We start from the raw sequence: 24,203 nt of genomic DNA, 5'->3' as shown, positions 1-24,203 counted from the left end.
CTGCCCGTGTTTACCGGGCAGGCTATTTTTTTATCAGGAATTTACTTTATATTAAGTGTGAGCGTGGTATAATAAAAACCGCCTATGGCTGGTCCGCCTAAAAAGGAGTAATAGTATTTATTGGTCAGATTACTTGCCCCAATTTTAACGTTAAGCCCCGTTTTCAGGAAATCGTAATTAACCTGCGCATCAATAGTACCGTAAGCCTGCACATTACCATTAACTAAAAACGACTGCCAGTAAAAACCGCTTTGCCATTTGTAAGTTGCATTAAACCCAAAATTGCCTATTACCCGGTTACCCCCGAATGAATAATTAGTGATCCATTGCGGGGTATTAAAGCCATCCTCCAAAGCATCCTCATTGGCCGTACGTTGTAGTTTGGCGTAAGATACATTGCCCGACAGGATAAACTTTTGCCATATTTTATACTGCAAGCCCAAACTTCCGCCAATGTTGTAAACGGTACTCTGCGAGTTTGTCCAGGCGCGGTAGCGGGCTTGTTTGGTTTTGTCGTTAAGGTAATACGGGATGGAATCTGTTTTTTGGGTATTAGGTACGTTAATCTCAATCTGCCCGATGAAATTGTTATACCTGTTGTAGTAAAAATCAGCATCCACACTTAAATCGCCCTCAAAAAACAGAGATTTATAGCCTGCCTCAAACGAATTGATATGCTCGGGTTGCAAATAAGTGTAGGTGTTTTTCTTAAGCAAACCTTTTTCCTTTTCAATAGCGGCACTAGTAGTGCTCCCCGCATTGAAATCATTTTTTACAGCCGCCTGGAAAGCATCGATAGAGGTACGGATATATGAGTTTTCAAAAACCCCGCTCGATACCACCCTTAAACCACCTACCCGTTTTACCCCACCGCTATTTACATTGGAGAAGGCTTCAAAAATGCTGGGGAAACGGTAGCCGCTCTGGTACGATACCCTGAAATTTTGTTCGGGTACAGGCGAATAAACCGCGGTAAAGCGTGGGTTTAATTTCAGGCTGAAATAATCGTTCCTGTCGGCGCGCAGGGTGGCCGATAGTTTTAGTTCATGATCAAAAAATTCTTTGACAACCTGTACAAAACTACCGGTTTTGCTGTAATCAATATTGCTGTACTCTTTACCCTTCACATAATTAATAAAGTAGTTACCATCCGGGTGAATGATGTAGGTACGGTGATCAAAGCCGGCTAACAGATCGATCCCGGTTTCTTTTTTAAAGGTTGATGAAATAGCATTGGAGATATCAACCTGTCCTTCCACATGCCACATATCATCCCTTACCCGCAGGGCCGAACCAACATCCCAGTTATTGATGTCGGCCAGCTTATCAAGCGTTGCTTTAAAAGCTGCTGTTCCGGGTTGGTACCTGCCTGCATCTGCCAGCTGGCGGGCCTGCTGCAAAGCCTGCTGTGCCGTTGCTCCGCCGGTTGTTGCGGTATTAAAGCCTTTGGTAAAATCGGCATACCAGGTATTGTCATCTTTATAGTTACGGTCCTCATTCTCAGCGGCCGAACGCAGGTTGTATGATTTGCCGGTGTTCTCGCCCGTCCAATAAGCACGTACCTGGTAAATATTGTTTTTTAGTTCGAGCGCGTGTTGCTGTAAATTGTAGCCCGATAGCCTGAAACGGTTTGCACGCTGGTAAATGTTATCCAAATCGGCAAAGCGATAAGTATAGGTAAGGCGGGTGTTATCATTTATTTTATAAGCCAGGCCCACATCAACTTTCACGTTGTGCAAATTGTAGCTGGTTACATCCTTTTCGGCATAACCGGTACGGGCAATGGAGTATTGCTTACCTCCAAGGGTAACCGTTTTCCTGTCGGATGATTCATTTCCGTAACCATTTACCGGGTCGTAGCCAGGATTATCCGGCCCGCCGGGAATGCCTAATTTGGCATTTGCAGCTGCATTCAGGTCGGTGCGGTTATTGGCAATCCAATCGTAGCCCGTGGTATAAGTTCCGTTTATTTTAAAGGCGAACTTTTTGGAGATAGCTTTCGCCAGCCTGAAACTGGTTTCAGAAAATAATTTGGCCGAGGTTTCAGAATCGCCAATGTGGTTGATGCCCGTTTTTTGCTGAATGCTGATACCCTGGCTGGTAAAGGGATCTTTAGTTATAAAATTAGCCAGGCCATTAATGGCATTGAGGCCATATAAAGCCGAAGCCGTACCGGGGATGATCTCCACACTTTCGATATCCAGGTCGCTGGGGCCCATAGCATCGCCAATTGGCGCACCTATATGCGGTGCCTGGTTATCAACCCCATCAACCAGTTGGGTAAAGCGTACGTTGGTGGTATTGGCAAAACCCCGGGTGTTAATTATCCGGAAACCAAGGCTCGGGGTTATCAGTTGCACACCTTTTACATTCTCCAGCGCATCAAAAAATGATGGTGCTGCCGACCGTTTAAAATCAGCTGCAGTTATTTTTTCGATACTTACCGGCGACCGTAAAATACTTTCGCCGATGCGTGATGCAGATACCACTACCTCGTTAAGCTCCTGCTTTTTTATCTGTGCAGTATCGTTTTTTTTGGCAACCGTATCTTTTGCTTTTTTGCTGCCCTGCGCAAACAGGTAGCTGCAAGCTAACAACATCAATAATAATAAGTAATAGTTTTTATGCATGCGGCTGCAAGATACAATTCGTTATGCTTTTATTTATATAACGATAAATAAAAAACAAACCGGTTTGTTTTACCGGTTTATGGAATTGCGCTTATTTGATCAATCAGACCTGGATAAGTGAACTATTTTCTTTTAAAAACTCCTGGAACTTTTGCTGAAACAATTTAAACTGTTCAATAGCTTTAAGGCCTTTTTCGGTAAGCTCGGCGCTACCACCTCCCTTACCGCCGCGGTGCGAAATAACCACCGGCGACTCAAAATGCTCATTCATATAACTGATCATTTCCCAGGCCTGCCTGTACGACATTTTCATTTGCAAAGCCGCCTGTCTTAATGAACCCGATTGCTGTATGCGCTCCAGCAGCTCTACCCGGCCACGACCTAATAACTTACCATCGGGCGTTTCAAACCAAATCCTGCCGTTTAAACTCAATGCTTTGTCTACCATATTATAAATTACAACTAAACATTGCACAAATATATCATTAACAAAGCAGCAAAATCCATTTCACAAAAAAGCGCCCCCTCATTTTAAAAAGGAAGCGCAATCGGTTATTTTAAAACCACAAAAGGGGTAATGCTTTATTAGGTCCTCGGTCTTTTAGGGTTAAATGCAACCAGGTAATTAAGGTCCTCGGTTACAGCCCCACCACGTCCGTCATTCCTGGGTTCTTCTTTATGGAACGTCTGATTAAGTCGTGCTTTAATAGTGTGAAACACCTGCAACAAAATCTCCGGCCCTACTTTGGCGGCTATGGTTGGATAATAATCTTTCTGGATCTTTATTCTTTCAGTATTGGTTACCATGCTCAGTTCCCAGCTGTCCTCTGCCTTAAAGCCAAATTCTTTGGCAGTGTTCAGCAGGTCGTACATATACATGCGGGTTTCGGTTTCAATGGATTGTTTAGCGACTATCATATGAATTTTTTTTACGGTTACTGCAGCCTGTAAAAGGCTGATATTATGTTAAAGCTTAACTATCACCGTATTATAAAATGGCAACGCTTAAGGTATGCGGTGTTTGCTTGGGATGGAATTTCCTAAAGGTAACTTTAATTTACCGAAAACAAGTATATATTAAATATTAATTAAAACAAGGCAAGCTAAGGATTAAAGTCATGGCCGAACTTGTTTCGGCACGCTATGATGCCCAAAACAAGTTCGGCACAACCTGGAAGGGCTATAAAAAAGACAAAATCCTGTTACTACCAGATAGAAAATACCCACAGCTTTCGGCTCACTTTAGATATATTTGCTTAAACATATTAACGGATCAAACCGTTCTTAATCCAAACAAATATCTGCTATGGCAAATAACTTTAAAGAAGCGAGCGTTGAAGAAATAAACCAGGTAATGCTGCAATCGCAGGCAGCGTTTGAGGCTTACCAAAAAACAAGCATCGAAGAAAAAAGCCTGTTTCTGGAGGCTATCGCTACCCAAATTGAAGCTTTGGGCGATGTCTTACTTCAAAAAGCATCCGAAGAAACTAACCTGCCAATTCCGCGCCTGGCCGGCGAACGCGCACGTACAACAGGTCAGCTGCGCATGTTTGCAACCATGCTGCGCGAAGGCAGCTGGGTAGAAGCCAGTATTGATACCGCCATCCCGGACAGGGCTCCGCTCCCCAAACCCGATCTACGCAAAATGCTGATCCCGCTGGGGCCGGTGGTTGTTTTTGGCGCCAGTAATTTCCCTTTCGCTTATTCAACCGCGGGTGGCGATACCGCAAGCGCTTTGGCAGCGGGCTGCCCGGTAGTGGTAAAAGCGCACCCTGCACATGCCGAAACATCCGAAATGGTATACAGCGCCATCAAAAAAGCTATTGCAGGCAGCAATATGCCGCAGTTTGTTTTTCAGCATGTGCATGGCACTTCGTTCGAGAGCGGTAAGGCTTTAGTTCAGGCACCGGATACAGCAGCCGTGGGCTTTACCGGCTCAACCGTAGGCGGCAAGGCTTTATATGATTATTCCTCGCAACGCAAAAACCCTATCCCGGTATTTTCTGAGATGGGCAGCATAAATCCGGTTATATTTTTACCCGATACATTATATAAAAACGCGGCTAACCTTGCCGCACAATATGCCGGTTCCATTACCCTGGGTATGGGCCAGTTTTGCACCAATCCCGGCCTGATGATAGCCATCGAAAGCGACGGGCTTTACAGCTTCCTGGATGGCCTGGGCAAAGGTATTGAGGCCGTGCAGCCTGCAAAAATGCTGCATGCCGGTATCCATTCGGCATACCAAAAAAAGAGCCATGCCGCCCTGGAGCAGGATGGTGTAAAAGTGATACAACAATCGGCCATCGCGACCAGTGATATTGAGGCCCTGCCAACCGTTGCTTTGGTTAGCGGCGAAACATTTTTGGATAACCCTTTATTGCACGAAGAAGTTTTTGGTCCATACTCTTTAATGGTAAGCTGCAAAGATGAGCAGGAGCTGATCAAAGTATTAAAATCAGTATCGGGCCAGCTAACCACAACGGTGATGGGTACCGATGAGGATTTTGCAGCCCATGCAAGTCTGCTGCAATTACTGCCGTCTGTTGCCGGCCGCATCCTGTTTAATGGTGTACCAACGGGTGTCGAAGTTTGCCACAGTATGGTGCACGGTGGCCCTTATCCGGCTACAACCGATAGCCGCTTTACCGCGGTAGGCACTAATGCCGTAAAACGCTGGGTACGCCCGGTATGTTATCAAAACTGTCCGGATGGTTTGTTGCCTTTGGCCCTGCAGCATGCTAACCCTACGGGGATTTGGCGATTGGTAGATAATGAGTGGAAGAAGTAATTTCATCGCTTTATAAGCAATGACGTGATTGCAAAAACTTACGAAGTTTCAAAAACTTCGTAAGTTTGGTCCTAAACGACATCGCGTCATTTCCCTTCAGAGTTTCGCGAAATTTTATCTCTCATATCACGGTATTTCAAAGCCTCATCAACCCACTCACTTTTTGTTATACCATTGAATATATTCAAGTACATTATGATCGGGATCCGAAAAATATACCCAGGTTTCTTCATTTTCGATAGTTAACGGACCTTTTAAAATTTGAATATTCATTAATTCAAGGCTCGTAAGGGCCGCTTTCATATCGGCAACTTCCATACACAGGTGGGGGCAGTATGGTTTTTTCAAAGGTCCGGGTTCATAATTGTTAGTTAAATCCTTTATCAGTTCAATCCTAACGTCGCCAGACGAAATAAAGGCATATTCCTCCTGCTCATCTTCGTTTATGGCCCTGTGATTTAAGCCGAAACCTAATTTTTCGGTATAAAAAGCTATCGCGCTATCCATATTTTTCACCTGTAAAGCGGCATGATCAAGTTTCATAACGTTGGTATTATGTTTAGTTAATTGTACAGGTCAAATATGGAAACAGAAAAATTATCCCGTGTTCAATTATTTTAATATTTAACGTTAAAATAGTTGAACGGATTAACTGTTTCTCCTGATCATGCTTAAAAATACGGGTGTAATACCCAGGTAGGATGCTATATGTTTTTGAGGCATGCGGTTTTCAATAGCAGGGTATTTTTTACGCAGTGCTTCGTACCGCTGAGTGCCGTCCATTGAAATGGCGCTCAAAAGCCGTTCGTTTTGTGCTATATTAAAATTCTGGTTCAAAATCCTCCAAAATCTTTCAAAAACCGGGAAATCCTTATATAGCTGGTCGATACTCTTTTTGTCGATCTGCAATACGATAGACAGTTCCTGCGCGATAATATTTATGGAGGAAGGAGTTTCCCGAAGAAAGCTTTTGGTATCCGAAATCCACCAATCCTCCATAGCAAAATTGAGGGTATGCTGGTTTCCCTTGTCGTCCATAAAAAAAGATCTGAGGAACCCCTTCACTACAAAAAATTCATCCTTACATACATCTCCTTCCTGCAATAAATACTGTCTCGGCAAAACTTTCCGAACTGTCATTAATGAGCAAAAATGCTCCTGTTCAGTCGCCGAAATTGGTATTCTTTTCAGCAAATGAGCTATTATAAATGCATCAATTTCTTTCCTGGTCAAAATATCAAATGTTAGTGTATTGGTTTATCATTGGTAAATCTATAAATAAACCGTCATTGCGAGGTACGAAGCAATCCCGAACTGTACAGGGTCGTGAACTATGCACAACGGGGTATTGGGTTTTAACGTTATGCAGTTGTAAATGAAAACATCGGCCCGCTCATTTGCCGCGGGAGGGCTGTTACTTTGTCTTGAGTGGCTGTTGCACAACCAAGGGCATAAATTACAAGGCTTGAAATCTTGCCGATCAACCGTCTGAGATTTAAATATTCACAATTGATAGAAACAAGGTTGTCTGTATTGAAATCTCAGCACGTCAAACGACTACAAAACGTGTATTTTTTCTCGCGGCTAAGTTGTGCAACGGCCACTTGAAACAACGTAACCAAAATTCAAGTCAGCAGGAATGCTTCTTTGCCGCACGGGGCCTTTGCCCTGCAAAACGGGCAGAACCACGGGTGGCGAATTTTGCGCCGCCCGCTCTTGCCTCCTACGCAAAATTAGCTAATTCCCTTTGCCCTCGCACCGCCCGGCATCGTTCTGCCCGTTTTCGCCCGAAGCTGCCCTGCTGACACTTTGGGGAAAACGAAAGCTTTTGGTTCCTAACCAATTGAAACAAATACCGCCCGTCGGCCGGGTACGAAGATAACCGGCCGACGGGCGGCTAAATGGGCATTAATTTCCTTTTAAACTGATGCGTATCACACTTAAAGAATAAGGCGGTACGGCGTAACTGCCCAGTTGCGCTACACTGATTTCAGCGTGTGACGGCACGATATTTTTGGGTTGATCGATGGTGTTTTTGTCAGTAGGCTGGCCTTGCAGCACATCAATTGCAGCCTTAGCGGCTACCACGCCCAGGCCAGACAGATTTGCACTGGCAGTTACAGCCTGCGGACCGGCATTAACTATTTTTAAAATAATATCGCCGGTTTTGCTGTTTTGCACGCATGAGGCAGCCAGGGTTGAGTCGGCGGGGGCGCCGGGCCGGTTAAATGATACTATACCGGGAATATACGCATCGCCCTGGTTAACCGAGAATAATTGCTGAACATAGTAATTTACTGTAGGCACCAGGGTTTTGTTATTAAAATAAATGAGGTTGGGGTTCCAGGAGGTATGTTTAAGGTTGGCCAGCAGCGGCGCGTAGGATGCCATTTGCACAATATCGCCGTTACGTTCAACACTGGTCATAAAAGCGGCTTCCGAAAGCGCGTTGATAAGGTTGTTACCCCAGGATGCATATTCGCCTATGTATACTTTTGATTTTGGCCTGCGGTAGCTGTCATACCGGTTATTGTTTTTCAGAAACCATTCGGGTTTTTCGTAAAAGTGTTCATCAACAACGGGCACCGATAACTGGTCGGCAAACTTCCATCCAAGATCATAATCTTCGCCCGAGGGTGCGGGGCCTACCGTGCCCACGATGGTAATTTCGGGATGTTTTGTGCGTACGGCATCGTATATCATTTTAAAGCGGTCCCTGAAATCATTGGTTTGCTTATCCTCGTTGCCAATACCCACATACTGCAGGTTAAAAGGTTTTGGATGGCCTGCTGCCGCCCTTTTAGCCCCCCAAACCGAGGTAGCGGGTCCGTTGGCATATTCTATCAGGTCGAGCACATCCTGGATATAGCTTTTCATTTCGGTCAAGGGGATTCCTTTTTGGCCGGTTCCTCCAATTCGCCAGGTTCCGCCCGAATTTTGGCAGCTTACCCCGGCCGCCACTACAGGCAGCGGTTTGGCGCCAATATCTTCGCAAAATCTAAAATACTCGTAAAAACCAAGGCCGGTGCTTTGATGGTAGTTCCAGATGTTGCGCTGTTGTGCACGCTGCTCAACAGCGCCTATGGTATTTTTCCAGCGGTATATGTTATTAACGCCATCGCCGTGCACCAGGCACCCACCCGGAAAACGGAGAAACTTAGGCTCAAGACCGGCTATGGCCTGGGCAAGGTCGGCCCGCAACCCGTTGGGCTGGTTTTTAAAGGTATTATGCGGAAACAGCGAAACTTCGTCGATAGCCAATACCGAACGTTGCCTGCCAAGCACCGTAAGCCTTGCCGAATCGGCGCTTTCTGTAGCGGTAATAGTCCCTGTATACTTTTTCCATGCGCCGGCCTGGGTCTGGAATGAAAATGTACCGTATACCGCACCCTTGTCTCCGCACAGTTGCACTTGCATGCCAACAGGTTTGGCCGATATTTGCCTTACGTAGATAGAGAAATCATATTTTTGGCCTGCTTTGATGCTGATACCATCGTAACCGGCATTGGTAATGCCCACACCCTGCTGCCCCGCATCGTCAATATTCAGCAGCACATAGTGCGGGTTATTGGGGTGCACCGGTTTAGCTGTTTCTACAGATATTGTACCGTAGCCATAACCCTCGGTAGTATACTCCCAGGCGGTTAGCGGGTTCCATGTTTTCCTGTCGCTTGCGCTGTACTCAAATGAACTGTTCTGAATAAGTTCGGCGTAAAGGCCGCCATCGGCCGCGTAGCTCAGGTCTTCAAAAAACACTCCGAAAAGATCCTTACTAATGGGTTTTGCGGCAGGGATTTTCGCCTTTTGAACACCTAAAACGGAGCTACCCTGGCCATGGGCCAAATCAGCAACAAACAACATCGCCAGGCATAGTGCCGGCAAAACACGCTTAACAGACATCAGGTTTAATTTTTTGAGGTTAATAATTAATAATTGTTTTTTTAACAATTATTAACAAATATATATCTTTTTAATAAAAATAAAAATTTGTTATTCTTTTAAAGCGCTATGTCGCGGTATGGCTAACGCATTTCGATGTTATTATAATTGTTTTTTTGACAATTATAAACGGAGACCTTGTTGCTATGGGAAACGGCAGGAGAACATCAATAAGGGCGGGGTGACCGAACCCGCAGGTAGCCACACAACATTCTGATAATTAATGGTGAAATATTATTAATTTTATTAATTCTAAATTGTCAATTTTTCTTGAAAATATCTTACCTCACTATTGATGACTCACCCTCATCTAAATTTTTAGAGCATTGCGATTATTTAAATGCGCTGCAAATTCCGGCTGTGTTTTTTTGTATCGGGAAAAATTTGGAGGCGCAATCAGATGCGGTAATTAAAGCTATAAAGATGGGCTTTAAAATTCAAAATCATTCTTATAGTCATCCTCATTTTTCTTCGATTTCGTTAAAAGAAGCCTGTAATGAAATTGCTAAAACGGATGAAATTATAACAGCACTTTATCTAAATGCGGGATGCGATTATAATGAAAAATGGTTCAGATTTCCCTACGGTGACAAGGGAGACGGAAAATTGGGGCAGAATTTTAAAATGTTCCCTTTTCCTGATTTGAAAAGGGCAAAATATATACAAGACTTCTTAAAAGAGACAGGCTATACTAAACCCCAGTTTGAAAATGTTAATTATTCTTATTTAAATAGTAAAAGATTCAATAACGATATTGACCTTCTTTGGACATTCGACATCATGGAATGGGCAATAATTAAGCAAAATATTAAGGGGCTTGAAACTATTGAAAATGTTTTGGAAAGAATGGAAAGTAAAAACCCGAAAGACTATTTAAAGGCCTACGGTAACAGAAACAGGTGGCTTGGAAATCATGATTCAGATGAAATTATATTACTTCATGATCATATTGAAACAAGCCCTGAGTTTAAAAACATAATAAACACACTTATTGATTTACAAATTAAATTTAAGGCTTTGTGATTTACTTTTAATTTGTTAAGATGTTTACTGTTGCCTTAAGTTCCTGCGACCACGATGCTATCGGCTGGCAGTATTTTACGTAATGCAGATACTCTTTTGATATATTATCGGGATTTATGTACCAATCTACATGTTTCATTGTATATGGTCGCTGTGTTCTCAAGGCAGGCTCCCTTAAACTAAACACAGAACTATTACGGTACATTGCAAAGGTAGAATGAACAGCAGCAACCACCACATCAGCGTCTAACGCAGTCGCAACCGGCGGCCAAAATTGCGATTCGTGTTTAATTACGTTGGTCTTTAAAGGGTAATAATCAGGAATGTCATTAATCTCCAACGAAAGGCCAATATGATTATAATCCGGATATTTATTTAATAAAGCTGAAAGGTGCTTAATTGTATCAACAGGAGTATCCTGGTATGGTATTAGGTCAGCATCTGTTATGATAAGCTTACGGAACGCTGTAAGCTCCTTTGCTATATAATTTATTCCTCTAAGCCAGGAGTTATGATTCAAATAAATTACCTGGCAATTTTCAACCTGTGTTAAAGTCTTATAATAATCTATTAATGGGATATAATTTGATTTATTGTCGACAACAATAATTGACAAATTGTCATTTAAAGAGTTAAGCCATTTAATTTGTGCTTGTAACGAAAACAGGCGGTTATGATTATTAATTAAAACAGGGATCGAGTTTTTAACTAATTTATTATTATCAATAATTATCGGGTTGAAAGCTATATGGATTTTCCATTTGATCGCTCTTTTTAAAAATTGCAGATTTTTGTACTGACCTATTAATTTTAGCTTAAACCAACTTTTTTTCTTTTGAGAATAATCTGCAAATATCTCTCTGATCATAAATTCATTAGCTATAAAAAGTTATAATGAGTAATGATAATAGTACTAATGTCCATCCCAGTTCTTATCACCAGTTGTACTTGGACCGACGATCTTATCATATTCATAGGATAAGCTACCTATCATGAGTAAAACAATAACACATACAATAACAATGATAATAAATACAACTATCTTACGCCTATCCGTATCAATATCTGCTAACATATTTTTTTAATATATCGCAAATATAATTAGATAAACTCCGCAAAATAAAAAAAGTTAAATATGCCTTCTTCAAATATGGGCGTTTTCCGCGCCGTTGTTGGAGTTGTTAATTACCCAACCGCACTAAAACTGTAAATGGCTGCAACTATATAACAATAATTGTAGCCATTTATAAAAAATAAATTTTAAAGATATGAAAAGCATTATGGCCATAGTAGCCGGGGTTTTGACAATAATGATGTTCTCTTTTAGTGTCGATCGGCATCCTTCTGATAAAATAGTTGAAAATACCATGTCGGATTCACTAAACCATGCTGTTCTTTTTTCAATTGATAACCCTATTGCTGTAGGTGGCAAGATTACGGGATTGCATTTTTATTACCTGGATTCCTTAGCTCATAGCCAGATGCCAAATATCAGCGGTAAGGATACCAAAATCCCATTAAATACCCCAACGCTATTGATAGAAGCTAACGCCCAACAAACCCCTTTTTTAGTTTATCCCGGCGAGAAGATAAATATCAGGTATGCGGGAAGCGACTCTACACAAATGTATATCCAGGGTCATACAAAACGAACCAATGAACTTCATTTTTTTAGCAAGCTGGTTCAAAAAACAGGCAACATTTATTATGGATTTACATTGATGCCTTATCATAAAAAGGTAAATACCTTAAGTAATATTCATGATCTTGAGCAAGCAATAAATAATGTAAAAAACAACCGATTGGAGTTTTTAAACGGATATTCCAGGCAATTTCCGGTTAGTAATGATTTTATCAAAATAGCCACCAATTGTATAAAAAGCACAGCTGTTACGGATTCTCTGCTGCTTTACTACAATAACCGCATTTTGTTAAACAAGCAGAATTTGTACAAAACTTTAATTGCAGCAAAAATAGCAGGCATCAGCAATATAGGATTTATGCCTTATCCAATGTATTATGTAGCATGTATAAATCTTGTTGCTATGTGTATAGGCGACCCTCCTCACGAAACAATTAGCGGCACCAGCAGTAGTTTTATAAAAAGATTTGATTTCATCGAAAAAACGTTTACAGGGGTTACCAAAGATTTCTTAATGGCTAATGCCCTGTATTCGGCCAACCTTAACAGGGTGCCTGTATCAAAAGATTATCTTAATAAATTCAATACGCAATGCACAGACAAAGGATACCGGGAGCTTGCAGCCAAAAAACTAAATAACGACAGTAAATCAATGACCTATGCTAAAGGCAGCAACAAACTTTTGGCTATTGATGGTAAAACTGTGCAAGATTTAAGCCTTATTATCAAAAAGCATAAAGACAAATTGATTCTTTTTGATTTTTGGGCCAGCTGGTGTGGCCCCTGCCGCGCAGAAATGCCTTATAGTGCCCTATTGAAAAAAAGATACAAAGGCAAAAAGATTGTTTTCATGGCCATATCTACCGATGCTAACATAAATGATTGGCAAAAAGCCGCTAAAGAAGAAGCGCTGGAAAATGGTGATAGCTTTTTATTGTTAAACGCCGATCAGGCATCATTCGTAAAACATTATAAAATCAATGCTATTCCACGTTATATATTAATAGCAAAGGACGGAAAGATACTAAATGATGATGCGCCACGCCCAAGTGATCCAAAATTGAAAGTGCTAATCAATCAATATTTATAAAATCTTACTATGTGATTACAAAAGTCACAAGTAATCCTCCCGCTTGCAGCCGCACAACACTGCGCCAAAGGGGGAATACCAATAAGAGCGCGGCATTACAAAAATGTAAATAGTTTACAAATATGTAATTATTATAATTATCTTTACATTTTACGTGATATTATAATGAAGGTAAAAGACGTACAATCAGACGTTGAATTTGAAGCAGAAATAGAGCTTATATCAAAAGTAGATTTCAAGACGATAAAAAAAGATATCAATAGGTTTGCAAAGTTCGATTGGTCGCGATATAAAGGCAAAGAAATTTATAAATTAAGGCTTAAAAATGGAACCGAAATTTTAGGGCTGATGTGTATCACTGATCATACCGATCCTCAAACAGACGCGATTGAAATTGAATTACTGGAAGTAGCTATCGAAAACGTTGGGGCAGACAAAAAAATTGAAAACATTGGCGGATGTCTGATCGCCTTTGCATGCCGGGAATCAATTAAACGGGGGCACGACGGCTATGTTTTTCTAATTCCCAAAACTAACCTTATTGAACATTATATTAACGTATACGGCTTTGAACTCGTTCCAATAAGAACTCCAAACAGGCCGGAAGGAATTCTTGTCCTCCATGGGCAGATAAGCCGGGGAGTAATTGAGAAATATCTGAAATAATTTTTCGTTATATTTAATCACAGAGACAATGAACACACACAAAGATTATACTCTTAAAGACTTAGCGGAATCTTATGTCTTCCCGGACGTTGTAAACGGACAAGAACGGGATGATCTTTTAAATGCATTTCGTGAATTTAGAAAACAAAAGTCTGATGCACAATCTGCAGAAAGCAAATCAAAGACTCGCCTGTTGCAATTAAAGTTTTTGATGGAAGATTATTTAGTTTCTCCCAGGTTTGAAGAACGATACGACTTTGGATTTTTCCTGCATCAATATATCAATTGCCTTGAAATGAACTATACAGACTTTGCAAAGGATATCGACGTTGGAGCAAGTACCATCAGTCAAATCATTGGGAAACACCGAAAGCCGACCGACAGGATCATTTTGAGATTGCATATTCATTCCAACAAAAACTTTCCTGTTTCCCTATGGTATCGTTTGTTAGAAAAGGAGAAGATTAACGAATTGGAAAACAATAAATCTATTTTAGAAGAGGAAAGTAAATTTGTTAAACATGGTCTCGACTTTCATTTATATGAATAAACTTCTTTGAATTTAAAAAAGTAAAAAGGCCTTAATAGTTGAACTATTGAGGCCTTTTGGTTGTTGGAAAGTTTTTTTGCTTGTTAATAAAGTCACATCGAGCTAACCCGCAGGCAGCCACACAACACTTGCGCTGAAAGGGGTAAGGTTAACGACTATGGAGACAACTCCCACAAAGTGCGGATCTTTTTATATTACTCTTTCGCCCCGCTTTAAAATAAAAATCCCGGTTATATAATAACATCCGGAATTTGCGTGGCGTATACTTAGCATGGCGTCTACCTGTCAGCGGGCACACAAGCCTGGAGGCTTGCGGCAGCGCAAAAAAAGTGCTTGCGGGAGCAGGGGCCTATATCAAAAGAATATCTTAATAAATTCAATACGCAATGCATAGATAAAGGATACCGGACGCTTGCAGCCAAAAAATTAAATGATAACAGCAAATCAATAACATACGCTAAAGGCAGCAACAAACTATTGGCTATTGATGGTAAAACTGTGCAAGACTTAAGCCTTATTATCAAAAAGCATAAAGACAACCTGATTTTGTTTGATTTTTGGGCCAGCTGGTGCGGCCCTTGTCGCACAGAAATGCCTTATAGTGCACTATTAAAAAAAAGATACAAAGGCAAAAAGATTGTTTTCATGGCCATATCTACCGATGCTAACATAAATGATTGGCAAAAAGCCGCTAAAGAAGAAGCGCTGGCAAATGGTGATAGTTTTTTATTGTTAAACGCCGATCAGGCATCATTCGTAAAACACTATAAAATCAATGCAATTCCACGTTATATATTAATAGGAAAGGACGGAAAGATCCTAAATGATGATGCGCCACGTCCAAGTGATCCAAAATTGAAAGTGCTAATCAATCAATATTTATAAAATCTTACGATGTGATTGCAAAAGTCACAAGTGATCCTCCCGCTTGCAGCCGCACAACACTGCGCCAAAGGGGGCGGCGCTCTTTATTTTGTCTGATGAATTTGAGCGATGAAAATAATTGCTGACATTTATTAACAAAGGCAACAATATGAGAAAATCAGAAATTTTATGTGAACCCCTACCTATTGCCCGGATTGGTATTCGGGAAAGTGACGATGAGGTTGTCGTTGTTAAAGATTTTTCATGTTTCGCCCAAATGCTGGAAGAATACATCAGTTTAGGCATATCCAGTATTGTAATAACCAAATCCTCCCCCGAAAAATCTACTGTTGAACAAATGCCCATGATGCTCCAAAAGAGAATCAAAATCATAAACGACGAAAAGGAAATTGAAATTGTCAATAGGCTCTTGTATGACGTTAGAAAAGAGTTCGACGTTAAGTTACATGAAGAGACTAATCATCTTTCGTTTAAGGATCAACCAGAGGAGATTGTGAAAAGTATTGAGCAAATACATTTCGATTTTAAAAGAATGTCGATAGGCTTTAATCACCATATTCAAGTCCCCCTAGACATCGATAAATCGATCAGTGCATTACATTATATCAGGCCCAAAATTTTAAATGGTAACAGCAGGTTGATTTTGGCAGAATTTGAGGGCATCCTTAATCAATATAAAAAAGTTGAATTTACCTCGATTCAAAGTTCGGTTCCGGAAGCCCCGTTTGAACTCATCAGCATTTTCGATAAACTCCTTAACGACTCTGATTATATTGAATACTCAAATTCAATTTCTGAATTGTCTGGACCTATAAACAGGGATCAAACTTTATTAAAAATAAGGGAGTTAATACGAATAATTAAGTCAAAAAGTTATTTTTCAACCGGATGGGATTATGCCATAAAGATTTTAAATGTTTGGGCCGGCAACTTGATACCTGATTCTAAGGCGATAGCTAGCATGGTGAGTAGTAATCAACTACCCTCATTGGTAAATTTGGAGGACTCAAGGATGAAAGCCATTGAGGCCTGGAAAAATTTAAAGTTGACCGATATGCCATTACGACGTGATGGATTACCATACACCAACGAGAAAATTTCATGGATGCCCCCATCCACCGGGATCGATGTACACAGCCCAGATAGTACGATGATGAGCTTGGGAACAACAGGGGAATTGTTAAAAGTTTTACAAGCATTTGTTGCCGAAAAAAGGAATAACCTTTAACAACTCGACTGTTGAAACAACCTACAGCAATCTCATTTACAGTATCCAAATGTGCCCTACTACAAATTCCGCCGCCGTTGTTGGAGTTGTCCCCAACAACTTTTTTACTGGCGGTAAATTCACTGAAACCTTCAACAAAAACCAACTCCTCCGACGATAATTGGCCCGTTGGTGACAATACCAACAGGGGGTGGGACATCATAACGGGTATCGAGTTTGTCGGAGACAAACCCAACAAAGTACGGGTTTTTTGCTTGTCAATAAAGTGATTTATAACGGCCTTGGAAATAAGGCTTTCCAATCCTTGTTTTCAGACCAAATTATTGGCAATGAATTATTTGGTACAGTCTTAGGGAAAACTATAATCGATTGTGTGTTTCCATAACCGAGCGGGTGATTTTTTTCAAGAATAGAGCCTCTATGATGACATAAGGCTCTTGCTGCATATCTTTCACCAGGAGCAGTAAATATTTTAGATGAGTCTTCAAATATTTTATCTGACTCATCTAAAATGTCACATATATGTACTGCCAAATTGATTTTCAATCTTTTCATTCTGGTTACAATCTTATGCTTTGCTTCCTGAAAGCCGCATACCACTCCATAGTGAAAACTCAATTCTGTATTCTGAAAAAGTTTTGGAAAGCTATCTGCAAGTCGAGTAATATTTTCTATTGCAGAACTACCACTTCCAATAAAATCGTCAACAAAAATAACGGAGTTGATGTTCTTGTTAACATCAAGGTATCGATCTAGTTTATCTGGAGCAACGACATTTTTAAAAAATATTTTATTTTCATCAGAAAATAGTTTGGCATATTCTGCCCCACTCTTCGCGGGTGTATCCTCTAAATAGCTGATCACAATATCTTTTCTTGTAAACTCTCGCCCTTTTATTGTTCTAACTGCTCCCGCTTCTACGAAACTCCTTTTAACCAAATTGAAAATTTGGGTCATTTTAGTTTTGACCTCGAAATCCGTATAGAAGTGTAGATTTTGCAATATTTTAAATAATAACCGCTGATTTCTATTATCGCCAAACTGTTCTAACCAATTTCTGACTTTGTCTGTAGTAACTTCTTGGCCTCGGTAAGGAACCCAATCTTTTGTCAGCGACATAATTTCCTCTGCTTTGATTTCCGCCAATTTGTTAGTCATCAGTTCATGGTCTAATCGATCACTTTCTAATAGTGTCGTGCGCAGTTTTTCGATTCCTCCAGCAAGTAGCCAATCTTTAAAGAATATGACTTTAAAATCTATTCGGTTTCCGTCTACTATTAGAACGTCTCTATCTACGAATTCGTTCAACGTTAAAATTGCAACTGATTCTTGCAAGGACATTCGGACGGCTTGGTCTATGATATTCGTACTTGTAAGTTCTTTTCCAGTACTTGACACAAGGGTCAAAGCAATTAATAGCTTTCTCCTGTTCAATGAAACTTCTTCTTCGTTAACTATAAAATCACGAATACCATCTTTCCAAAAATGAGCAAATATTTGTTCGCCAGCATTTTCTACTGCCTTAGTTTTAGCTTCTTCCACATCCATTTTCGTAATATGGTTATCTTTTCTAGCCACCATTAGCCCCAACAATTCCTCGCATACAACTTTTGTAAAAAAAGGATTACCTGCGGTGAATTCGTACAAATAACTTATCGCATCATCAGCAACTTCAAAATTTTCATGTATTGGATTGACTATCAGATCTTTAAAATCAGTCCAAAGTCTTTTTTTGTCGAAATAGTCTACCCTGATGGATTTGAACTTATTCATTTCTTGGCTTTGATCTCTCATGATATATTCCATACGTTCTCCACCAACCAACAAAAACCCATAAGGTCCTTTGTTACTAATAGCACGTATTGTATCAAAAAAAGAATCACCTATCTCACCTTTTCTGTACAGTTCAACCGGTATTTTATCAAATTCATCTAAGATTATCAATATCCTACTTTTGGGAAGAATTTTTGATATTTGTTCAAGATAACCAGATATAGGGCTTAAGGCTCCCCTAAATTCTGGAATTGGAATATGGACTAAACGACTATCGAAGTTGCGAATGAAACTACAAATATTGTTTGCTAACTGATTAATTGTTGTATTGGGATTTGGGTCTTTGTAATCTCCTGTCTCTTGATAAAATACAATATTTTCATCGGCATGAGATTTCTCTAACTCTGTTTTAAGAGTTTTTACAATTGAGCTTTTCCCCACTCGTCTTTGTCCATAAATAAAAGATGAACTCACTCTTTTGCCTTCAATCCTAGTTATTAAGGATGTTAATATCTCCCTACGCCCAACCAATTCATCTTCAGAATCAACTGCTTCCGTTGAGTAAAATTCTGTATAGTTTAGTTGGTCCCAATTAATATCATCCCTTTGTCCATCTAACAAGAAATCACATTTAAATGTCTTTTGATTTCTATCAAAGTTCAACCATATAATTGAAACAGACACAATTACATCCTTGACGGGCTTAAGCATTTTGCATTTAAACTCAATTAGCGTATCTTCAAATTTAAAAAGCCCAATATACCTTTCTGTTTCTATTTGTGCATACCCCGACACATCTTCAACCGTTATATGAACATCAAAAGCATGTCCCTGGCCTGAATTCGATAAAATGAGTCCTAACTTAAATTCGTATTCTATCTGCGAAAATGGATATTTCTTTTTTATAGGTTCAACTTTTAACTCCGCTGGCTTACTATACGGCGAGTTGTAGAAATCATTGCTGATTACATTTTGAATTTTGTTAAAAACATCTACTATAAGTGTTGTGTTGTAAAATGTGGTTTGAAAATGATCTGGGTCGGTCACCCTTTCGATATCCTGTGATAACAGTGAAAAGCAATTTATTTTATAATCTGACGACGCTATTAAATAATCCTTTATTTTATTAAAAATATTATCAATGCTAGAATTTACGTCTTTAGGTAAAAAATAATAAACAAGTGATTTCAGTTCTGACCCCCTCAAGGTGCTCAAAAACATTTTTTTGAATCCATCAATGGAACTTATTGAATCTAAATTGTAGTTCTGTATACTTGCGAATTTCTCTTCTAAGTCTCTGACAAAATTTTTAAGTTTATTTGATTTTGCAAATGTCTGGTCGCTCGCTTTTAGATTCAATTCCTTTGCCTTGTATAAATTGCCATCAAACACTGCGTCTAATAACTTAATAGCCTTATGTTTAAAAGGGCGACTTTTTTCTATAATATCTTCGTCCGAGCTCCAAAGTCTCAGTAAACAAATTCCTATAAATCTCTTATTTGGGTTTGAAATCGACTCTTCGAAGATAGAATTAACTGACATATTCACTAACTCATTGCCATATAAAGCAAGCAAAACCGTTCTTTCAAAATCGGAAAAAAATATTTCTATATCACGTTCTTTAATTGGTGCCTTTTTGAGTTTTAGTTCTAATATAAATGTGTCAATATTACTCAGATAAAAGTGTTCTTCATTAGATTGGCTGATAGCTGACAATTCCATTTTATAAGATTTAGATTAAAAGTTGCAAGTGTTGTAATGTATAAATAAATACATAATTAAATGCTTTTATATCAGCTAAAACGCCCTCAGCTAACACACGCGTGCCGCGTATAGCCCACTGACAAGTAAACACTATGCTGCGATGTTCCCGCTGGTACACGCGTGTACCCCGCTGATAAGTAAACGCAATAATAAGTAGCTTACTAAGCCTCGATTTATAGGTTCACTGGAGCTTGTGCGCGTAGTTGGCTAATTTTGAGGAAATGATTCTTCAGGCTCCTTCCTACCAAATCTTAACTCTCTGCTCTTCCGCCTTGTAATTTTTATCACCCGGTTGCACGTTAAATGCTTTATAAAACGGCGCGAAATTCATTAAAGGGCCATTTACACGCCACATGGCCGGCGAATGCGGGTTGGTATTCACGTAGGTACGAAGAAACTCATCTCTTGTTTTTACCCTCCAGATGCGTGCAACAGATAAAAAGAAACGCTGATCTGGCGTAAACCCATCAATTTTTTCGACACCTTTTCCCTGTTCCGTCATTTTAAATGCGTCGTAGGCAATAGCAATCCCGCCATTATCCGCGGTGTTTTCGCCCAATGTGAGCGCCCCCTTTATATGCACAGTATCTAAAACTGTAAACGAACCATATAAATTAGCTACCTGTTTTGTTTTCTCCCTAAACTTTTGATAATCTTCCTTTGTCCACCAGTTTTTTACGTTACCGTTCTTATCAAACTGCGCGCCCTGGTCGTCAAAGGCGTGCGTCATTTCATGGCCAATTACCATCCCGATACCCCCATAATTGATGGCATCATCTGCCGAAAAGTCGAAATAAGGAAATTGCAGGATACCCGCCGGGAAAACAACCTCGTTAAACGACGGATTGTAATAAGCAGTAACCGTAGATGGCGTTGTACCCCATTCTGTTTTATCAACCGGCTTGTTCAGTTTGGCTAATTGAAATTGATAGTCGTTTTGTTTAAGCCAAAGGATATTTTCGAAGTATTTGGTCCTGGTAATCTGCACCTTATCGTAATTACGCCATTTATCGGGGTAGCCTAATTTTTTGGTGATAGCATATAATTTTTCTTTTGCTTTTTGTTTGGTGCTGTCGCTCATCCAGTCGAGATGATTGATCCTGTTTTCGAAGGATTTTTGCAGGTTGTTTACCAATACCAGCACGCGTTTTTTGGCATCCTCGTTAAAGTATCGTTTTACATATAATTGCCCCAAAGCCTGCCCCAAATAACTGTCGACGTTTTGCGTCATGATTTGCCTGCGTGTTTTTTGTACGGCCTGCCCGTTTAATACTTTATTAAATTCAAATGAGGCATCTACAAATGGCTTACTCAGTATTTCGGCGTAGTTTTGGAGGGTGGCGGCTTTTAAATAAATTTTCCAGTCGGTTATGGATACTGATTTCAACAGTCCGTTTAACTTATCGTAATAAGCGGGCTGGCCCATATCAACCGAGTCGGTTGTTGCACCCAGTTCGGCAAGCAATGTCGGCCAGCCTATATTAGCCTGTGTTTTGCTGATGGCTGCAATGGCTACCTTATGGTAATTTGCATTAACATCCCTTAATTCGATATTTGTTTTATGCGATGCCGCGTTTTGTTGCTCGATGCTGTATGCAATATCTGCATATTTTTTGGCGGCGGCGGGGTTGCTCCCGGTTAACTGGAACAGGGCGCCTAAGTATTTTTTATAGGCCTGCTGAATGCCAAGCGTAGATGAATCTGTTTTAAAATAATAGTCCCTTTCTGGCAAACCAATGCCGGTTTGCGAAACATGGGCAATATTGATGCTGCTGTTTTTGTTATCCGGATAAATATCAAAGCCAATAATTAGGGTGTTCCCTGTTTTTAGTTGCGCTGCTACAAATTTGATGAGTGATGGTATGTTGGCGATAGCATCAATATCCGCCAATATTGGTTTAATGGGCTGGTATCCGCGTTGGTTAATAGTTACGGTATCCATGCCCGAAGCGTAAAAATCGCCTACCTTCTGGTCGATGCTGCCCATAGGGTTCTTAGTTTTTGAAACACTATCCAGGATGTTTTGCAGCAGCAGCTTTTGCGGAATGTTCATGAAACTGTACGAACCCACGCCCGATTGATCGGCGGCAATTTTTGCGGTATCGTACCAGCGTCCGTTAACAAAGCGAAAGAAATTATCGCCGGGTTTTATTAGGGAGTCGATCCCGGCAACATCAACAAAACCTTTTTTGTGATCATCCTGGTATTTCCAGGCACCCAAAACAACTAACGCTACACACAGGTAAAATACTTTATTCATAAACAGTCAATTTGCTTAAAGGTAATAATTTAGCAATACGTAGCAGAATGAAACTTTGAAGTTGTAATATCTTACAACAAAATAATTATCACTAACTTTATAATGCAAATGAAAATTGCTGCTGTATAAAATATTGATATGGAGAGACTTACTATAGAATTAACCAATCAAAAGGCTTGCAAAATTTTGAAAGACCTGGAAGAACTTAATATCATTAAGGTGATAAAAAAGCCTTCTACCTTATCTTCGTTGCGCCAAAAAATCCAAACCAAAATGAGCAATGAAGAGATTGATAAGCAGCTTCACAATCTTCGTAGCTGAAAGCATACGTATATTAAAGAATTTACCCGGCCCGGATGTTCCATACACCGGGCTTTTTAGTACCCCAATTTCGCGTAAGTGATTGTACCGGATACCGGCCAATGAGCGTAATGCCTGCAGGCGTATGAGGGGAAAGCACGACCCCGCTTCTACCGGCGGGGAAACGCCCTGTTTAGATTTGAGATGTTAGATATGAGATTTGAGACAGAAATGGTGGGGTACCATACAGCAGATTGCTATATATTTGCCTGCTACCTGTTAAAATAGACTACAATGGAATACTCAAAAACTTACGTTGCAAAGGAAGAGCACATAGATGTGCAGGAAATTATGGATGGCTTATACTATCCGTTTTATATGGAATACTGCCGGCATGATTATATCAGGGAAGTGCTGGGTTTTGATTTTGAAACCGAGGCTAAAAACGGTGTTCATATGGTGCTATCAAACTACAGCATCAGTTTTTTACGGTCGTTAAAAAAAGGCGATGAATTTTCGGTTACCTGCACGCTATATACTGATAAGGCAGGCCTACCCAAACTGCACTTTAAACAATCCATCATTTTTAATAATAAGGTAATGACCAAAGCCGTATTCACCGGCACCTGCGTACCCGCAACCGGCGGACGGCCTTACCTGCCCGCATCAATACTCGAGAAAATCAAAGACGCTCCTGTACTGGAAAGTTAGATTTGAGATGTGAGATATGAGATTTGAGATTTTTGGAGAGGGACATTTGGGGCAAGGAATTAATTTGTTGTACAAACAGTTGGTATATTGAATTGAAACACCCCCTCCGCCCCTCCCGAGACCGGAATCGCAGAGGCCGGGGCTTATAACTTTGCGGGTTTTTCATCGGTATAGTTTGCGGGTGCTTCGTTCCCTATAAGCGCTCGTTTTCCCCTAAACCGTCAGCAGACAGGCTTCGGGCGAAAACGGGCAAAACAATGCGGGGCTGTGCGGCTGCAGGGCATAGGAAGTTTTTGCATGTGCGTGGACTAAGCGCACCGGGGCAAAATAATTCCAGCCCAGGTTTTGCCCGTTTTGCAGGGCAGAGGCCCCGAGCGCAAAGAAGCATTTCTGCTGACAGCCGTTTGGTTACTTTGCGGCTTCAAAGTAACAGCCCTCCCGCGGCAATTGAGCGGGCCGATGCTGTCCGTTACAACAAAAGTAATTTAGCACCCAAATAGCGGCTCTGTACAGTTTGGGATTGCTTCGTTCCTACCCATGACGTGTTTACAAAAAGGTCTTTTGTCATGCTGAACGCAGTGAAGCATCTATTATTCACCATGCTTCTTCGCCCTGCACAGCCTGCGAATAGATCCTTCACTCCGTTCAGGATGACAAATCATTTAAAACGTCTTCCCCCTTCAGAGTCGCCGGATTTTACCACTCGTATTATAGGTCTACGATATATCCAAATTTTATTTAAAAGAGTTGTTTTTAGGCGACTCTTTTATAGTTCTCCACATAGGTTTCACCTCTTTTCACTAAAGAGAACATTCTAAGGATCAACTTGAATTTTACATTGTTAAGCACTAGCGAGTAATCTTTTCTTTTGAGTAAGCGTTCTGCGTATGCACGAATTTCAGGGTCATGAATGACGGCCGTTTTAGCGGCCTGATTAAGCTCCTGTTTAAG

Annotated in this window: 19 protein-coding genes and 1 pseudogene; 10 read left to right on the top strand and 10 right to left on the bottom strand. The window is 40.5% G+C overall.

What is annotated here, in order from left to right; all coding sequences use genetic code 11:
• Window positions 1-41 precede the first annotated feature (41 nt).
• From AC1DQW_RS09090 to AC1DQW_RS09080, 3 genes are all read right to left on the bottom strand, one after another.
• Window positions 42-2,600: a TonB-dependent receptor gene (locus AC1DQW_RS09090; protein WP_477453798.1), complete on the bottom strand. Its 2,559-nt coding sequence runs from the start codon at window positions 2,598-2,600 to the stop codon at window positions 42-44.
• Between the two features lie 133 nt (window positions 2,601-2,733).
• Window positions 2,734-3,078, bottom strand: coding sequence for a winged helix-turn-helix domain-containing protein (locus AC1DQW_RS09085; protein WP_477453797.1), 345 nt, complete (start codon window positions 3,076-3,078; stop codon window positions 2,734-2,736).
• 137 nt (window positions 3,079-3,215) lie between these two features.
• Entirely contained in the window at window positions 3,216-3,548 is a 333-nt protein-coding gene (locus AC1DQW_RS09080; protein ID WP_477402111.1) for a hypothetical protein, read from the bottom strand.
• Window positions 3,549-3,748: 200 nt separating this feature from the next.
• Between AC1DQW_RS09080 and AC1DQW_RS09075 the strand changes: the two genes are divergently transcribed.
• Both AC1DQW_RS09075 and AC1DQW_RS09070 read left to right on the top strand, forming a co-directional pair.
• The gene (locus AC1DQW_RS09075) at window positions 3,749-3,976 is read left to right on the top strand and encodes a hypothetical protein (RefSeq protein ID WP_477453796.1); all 228 of its coding nucleotides are present in this window, start codon (window positions 3,749-3,751) and stop codon (window positions 3,974-3,976) included.
• Window positions 3,937-5,421 carry an aldehyde dehydrogenase (NADP(+)) gene (locus AC1DQW_RS09070; protein ID WP_477453795.1) on the top strand — a complete coding sequence of 495 codons (1,485 nt, stop codon included), beginning with the start codon at window positions 3,937-3,939 and terminating at the stop codon, window positions 5,419-5,421. Before AC1DQW_RS09075 ends, AC1DQW_RS09070 begins: the two co-directional genes overlap by 40 nt.
• A 156-nt stretch (window positions 5,422-5,577) precedes the next feature.
• Here the strand turns inward: AC1DQW_RS09070 and AC1DQW_RS09065 are convergent, their stop codons facing one another.
• The 3 genes from AC1DQW_RS09065 to AC1DQW_RS09055 all read right to left on the bottom strand — a co-directional run bounded on the left by AC1DQW_RS09065 (window position 5,578) and on the right by AC1DQW_RS09055 (window position 9,321).
• A complete protein-coding gene (locus AC1DQW_RS09065; RefSeq protein WP_477453794.1) occupies window positions 5,578-5,964 on the bottom strand; it encodes a VOC family protein in 387 nt (128 codons plus the stop codon).
• Between the two features lie 105 nt (window positions 5,965-6,069).
• Window positions 6,070-6,654, bottom strand: coding sequence for a Crp/Fnr family transcriptional regulator (locus AC1DQW_RS09060; RefSeq protein WP_477453793.1), 585 nt, complete (start codon window positions 6,652-6,654; stop codon window positions 6,070-6,072).
• Window positions 6,655-7,329: 675 nt separating this feature from the next.
• Window positions 7,330-9,321: an alpha-L-arabinofuranosidase C-terminal domain-containing protein gene (locus AC1DQW_RS09055; RefSeq protein ID WP_477453792.1), complete on the bottom strand. Its 1,992-nt coding sequence runs from the start codon at window positions 9,319-9,321 to the stop codon at window positions 7,330-7,332.
• 309 nt (window positions 9,322-9,630) lie between these two features.
• On the opposite strand from AC1DQW_RS09055, the gene AC1DQW_RS09050 reads away from it, so the two are divergent.
• A complete protein-coding gene (locus AC1DQW_RS09050) occupies window positions 9,631-10,383 on the top strand; it encodes a polysaccharide deacetylase family protein (protein WP_477453791.1) in 753 nt (250 codons plus the stop codon).
• A 7-nt stretch (window positions 10,384-10,390) separates the two neighbouring features.
• Here the strand turns inward: AC1DQW_RS09050 and AC1DQW_RS09045 are convergent, their stop codons facing one another.
• Window positions 10,391-11,251 (bottom strand): hypothetical protein, encoded by an 861-nt coding sequence (locus AC1DQW_RS09045; protein ID WP_477453790.1) that lies wholly within the window; start codon window positions 11,249-11,251, stop codon window positions 10,391-10,393.
• Between the two features lie 400 nt (window positions 11,252-11,651).
• On the opposite strand from AC1DQW_RS09045, the gene AC1DQW_RS09040 reads away from it, so the two are divergent.
• From AC1DQW_RS09040 to AC1DQW_RS09020, 5 genes are all read left to right on the top strand, one after another.
• Window positions 11,652-13,115, top strand: coding sequence for a TlpA family protein disulfide reductase (locus tag AC1DQW_RS09040; RefSeq protein WP_477453789.1), 1,464 nt, complete (start codon window positions 11,652-11,654; stop codon window positions 13,113-13,115).
• A 165-nt stretch (window positions 13,116-13,280) separates the two neighbouring features.
• Window positions 13,281-13,781, top strand: coding sequence for a hypothetical protein (locus AC1DQW_RS09035; protein ID WP_477453788.1), 501 nt, complete (start codon window positions 13,281-13,283; stop codon window positions 13,779-13,781).
• A gap of 28 nt (window positions 13,782-13,809) precedes the next feature.
• Entirely contained in the window at window positions 13,810-14,331 is a 522-nt protein-coding gene (locus AC1DQW_RS09030; RefSeq protein WP_477453787.1) for a hypothetical protein, read from the top strand.
• Between the two features lie 477 nt (window positions 14,332-14,808).
• Window positions 14,809-15,216 carry a TlpA family protein disulfide reductase gene (locus tag AC1DQW_RS09025; protein ID WP_477453786.1) on the top strand — a complete coding sequence of 136 codons (408 nt, stop codon included), beginning with the start codon at window positions 14,809-14,811 and terminating at the stop codon, window positions 15,214-15,216.
• Window positions 15,217-15,364: 148 nt separating this feature from the next.
• Window positions 15,365-16,444 carry a hypothetical protein gene (locus AC1DQW_RS09020; protein ID WP_477453785.1) on the top strand — a complete coding sequence of 360 codons (1,080 nt, stop codon included), beginning with the start codon at window positions 15,365-15,367 and terminating at the stop codon, window positions 16,442-16,444.
• Between the two features lie 270 nt (window positions 16,445-16,714).
• On the opposite strand, the gene AC1DQW_RS09015 is transcribed toward AC1DQW_RS09020, so the two are convergent.
• Both AC1DQW_RS09015 and AC1DQW_RS09010 read right to left on the bottom strand, forming a co-directional pair.
• The gene (locus AC1DQW_RS09015; RefSeq protein WP_477453784.1) at window positions 16,715-19,939 is read right to left on the bottom strand and encodes a phosphoribosyltransferase-like protein; all 3,225 of its coding nucleotides are present in this window, start codon (window positions 19,937-19,939) and stop codon (window positions 16,715-16,717) included.
• A gap of 283 nt (window positions 19,940-20,222) precedes the next feature.
• Complete coding sequence (locus tag AC1DQW_RS09010; RefSeq protein WP_477453783.1) at window positions 20,223-22,241, bottom strand: M13 family metallopeptidase; 2,019 nt, start codon at window positions 22,239-22,241, stop codon at window positions 20,223-20,225.
• 138 nt (window positions 22,242-22,379) lie between these two features.
• Here AC1DQW_RS09010 and AC1DQW_RS09005 point away from each other — a divergent pair, with 138 nt between their 5' ends.
• Together AC1DQW_RS09005 and AC1DQW_RS09000 are read left to right on the top strand one after the other, a co-directional pair.
• Window positions 22,380-22,562, top strand: a complete 183-nt coding sequence (locus AC1DQW_RS09005; protein WP_477453782.1) for a hypothetical protein — start codon at window positions 22,380-22,382, stop codon at window positions 22,560-22,562.
• Window positions 22,563-22,835: 273 nt separating this feature from the next.
• Entirely contained in the window at window positions 22,836-23,252 is a 417-nt protein-coding gene (locus AC1DQW_RS09000; protein WP_477453781.1) for an acyl-CoA thioesterase, read from the top strand.
• 753 nt (window positions 23,253-24,005) lie between these two features.
• On the opposite strand, the pseudogene AC1DQW_RS08995 reads toward AC1DQW_RS09000, so the two are convergent.
• Window positions 24,006-24,203, bottom strand: a pseudogene (locus tag AC1DQW_RS08995) (IS110 family transposase); the annotation flags it as partial.

It is taken from the genome of Mucilaginibacter sp. P5_A4 (genome assembly GCF_056400605.1).
The sequence above is the reverse complement of the archived record's forward strand: the minus strand, read 5'-3'. Positions and strand labels throughout refer to the sequence as shown.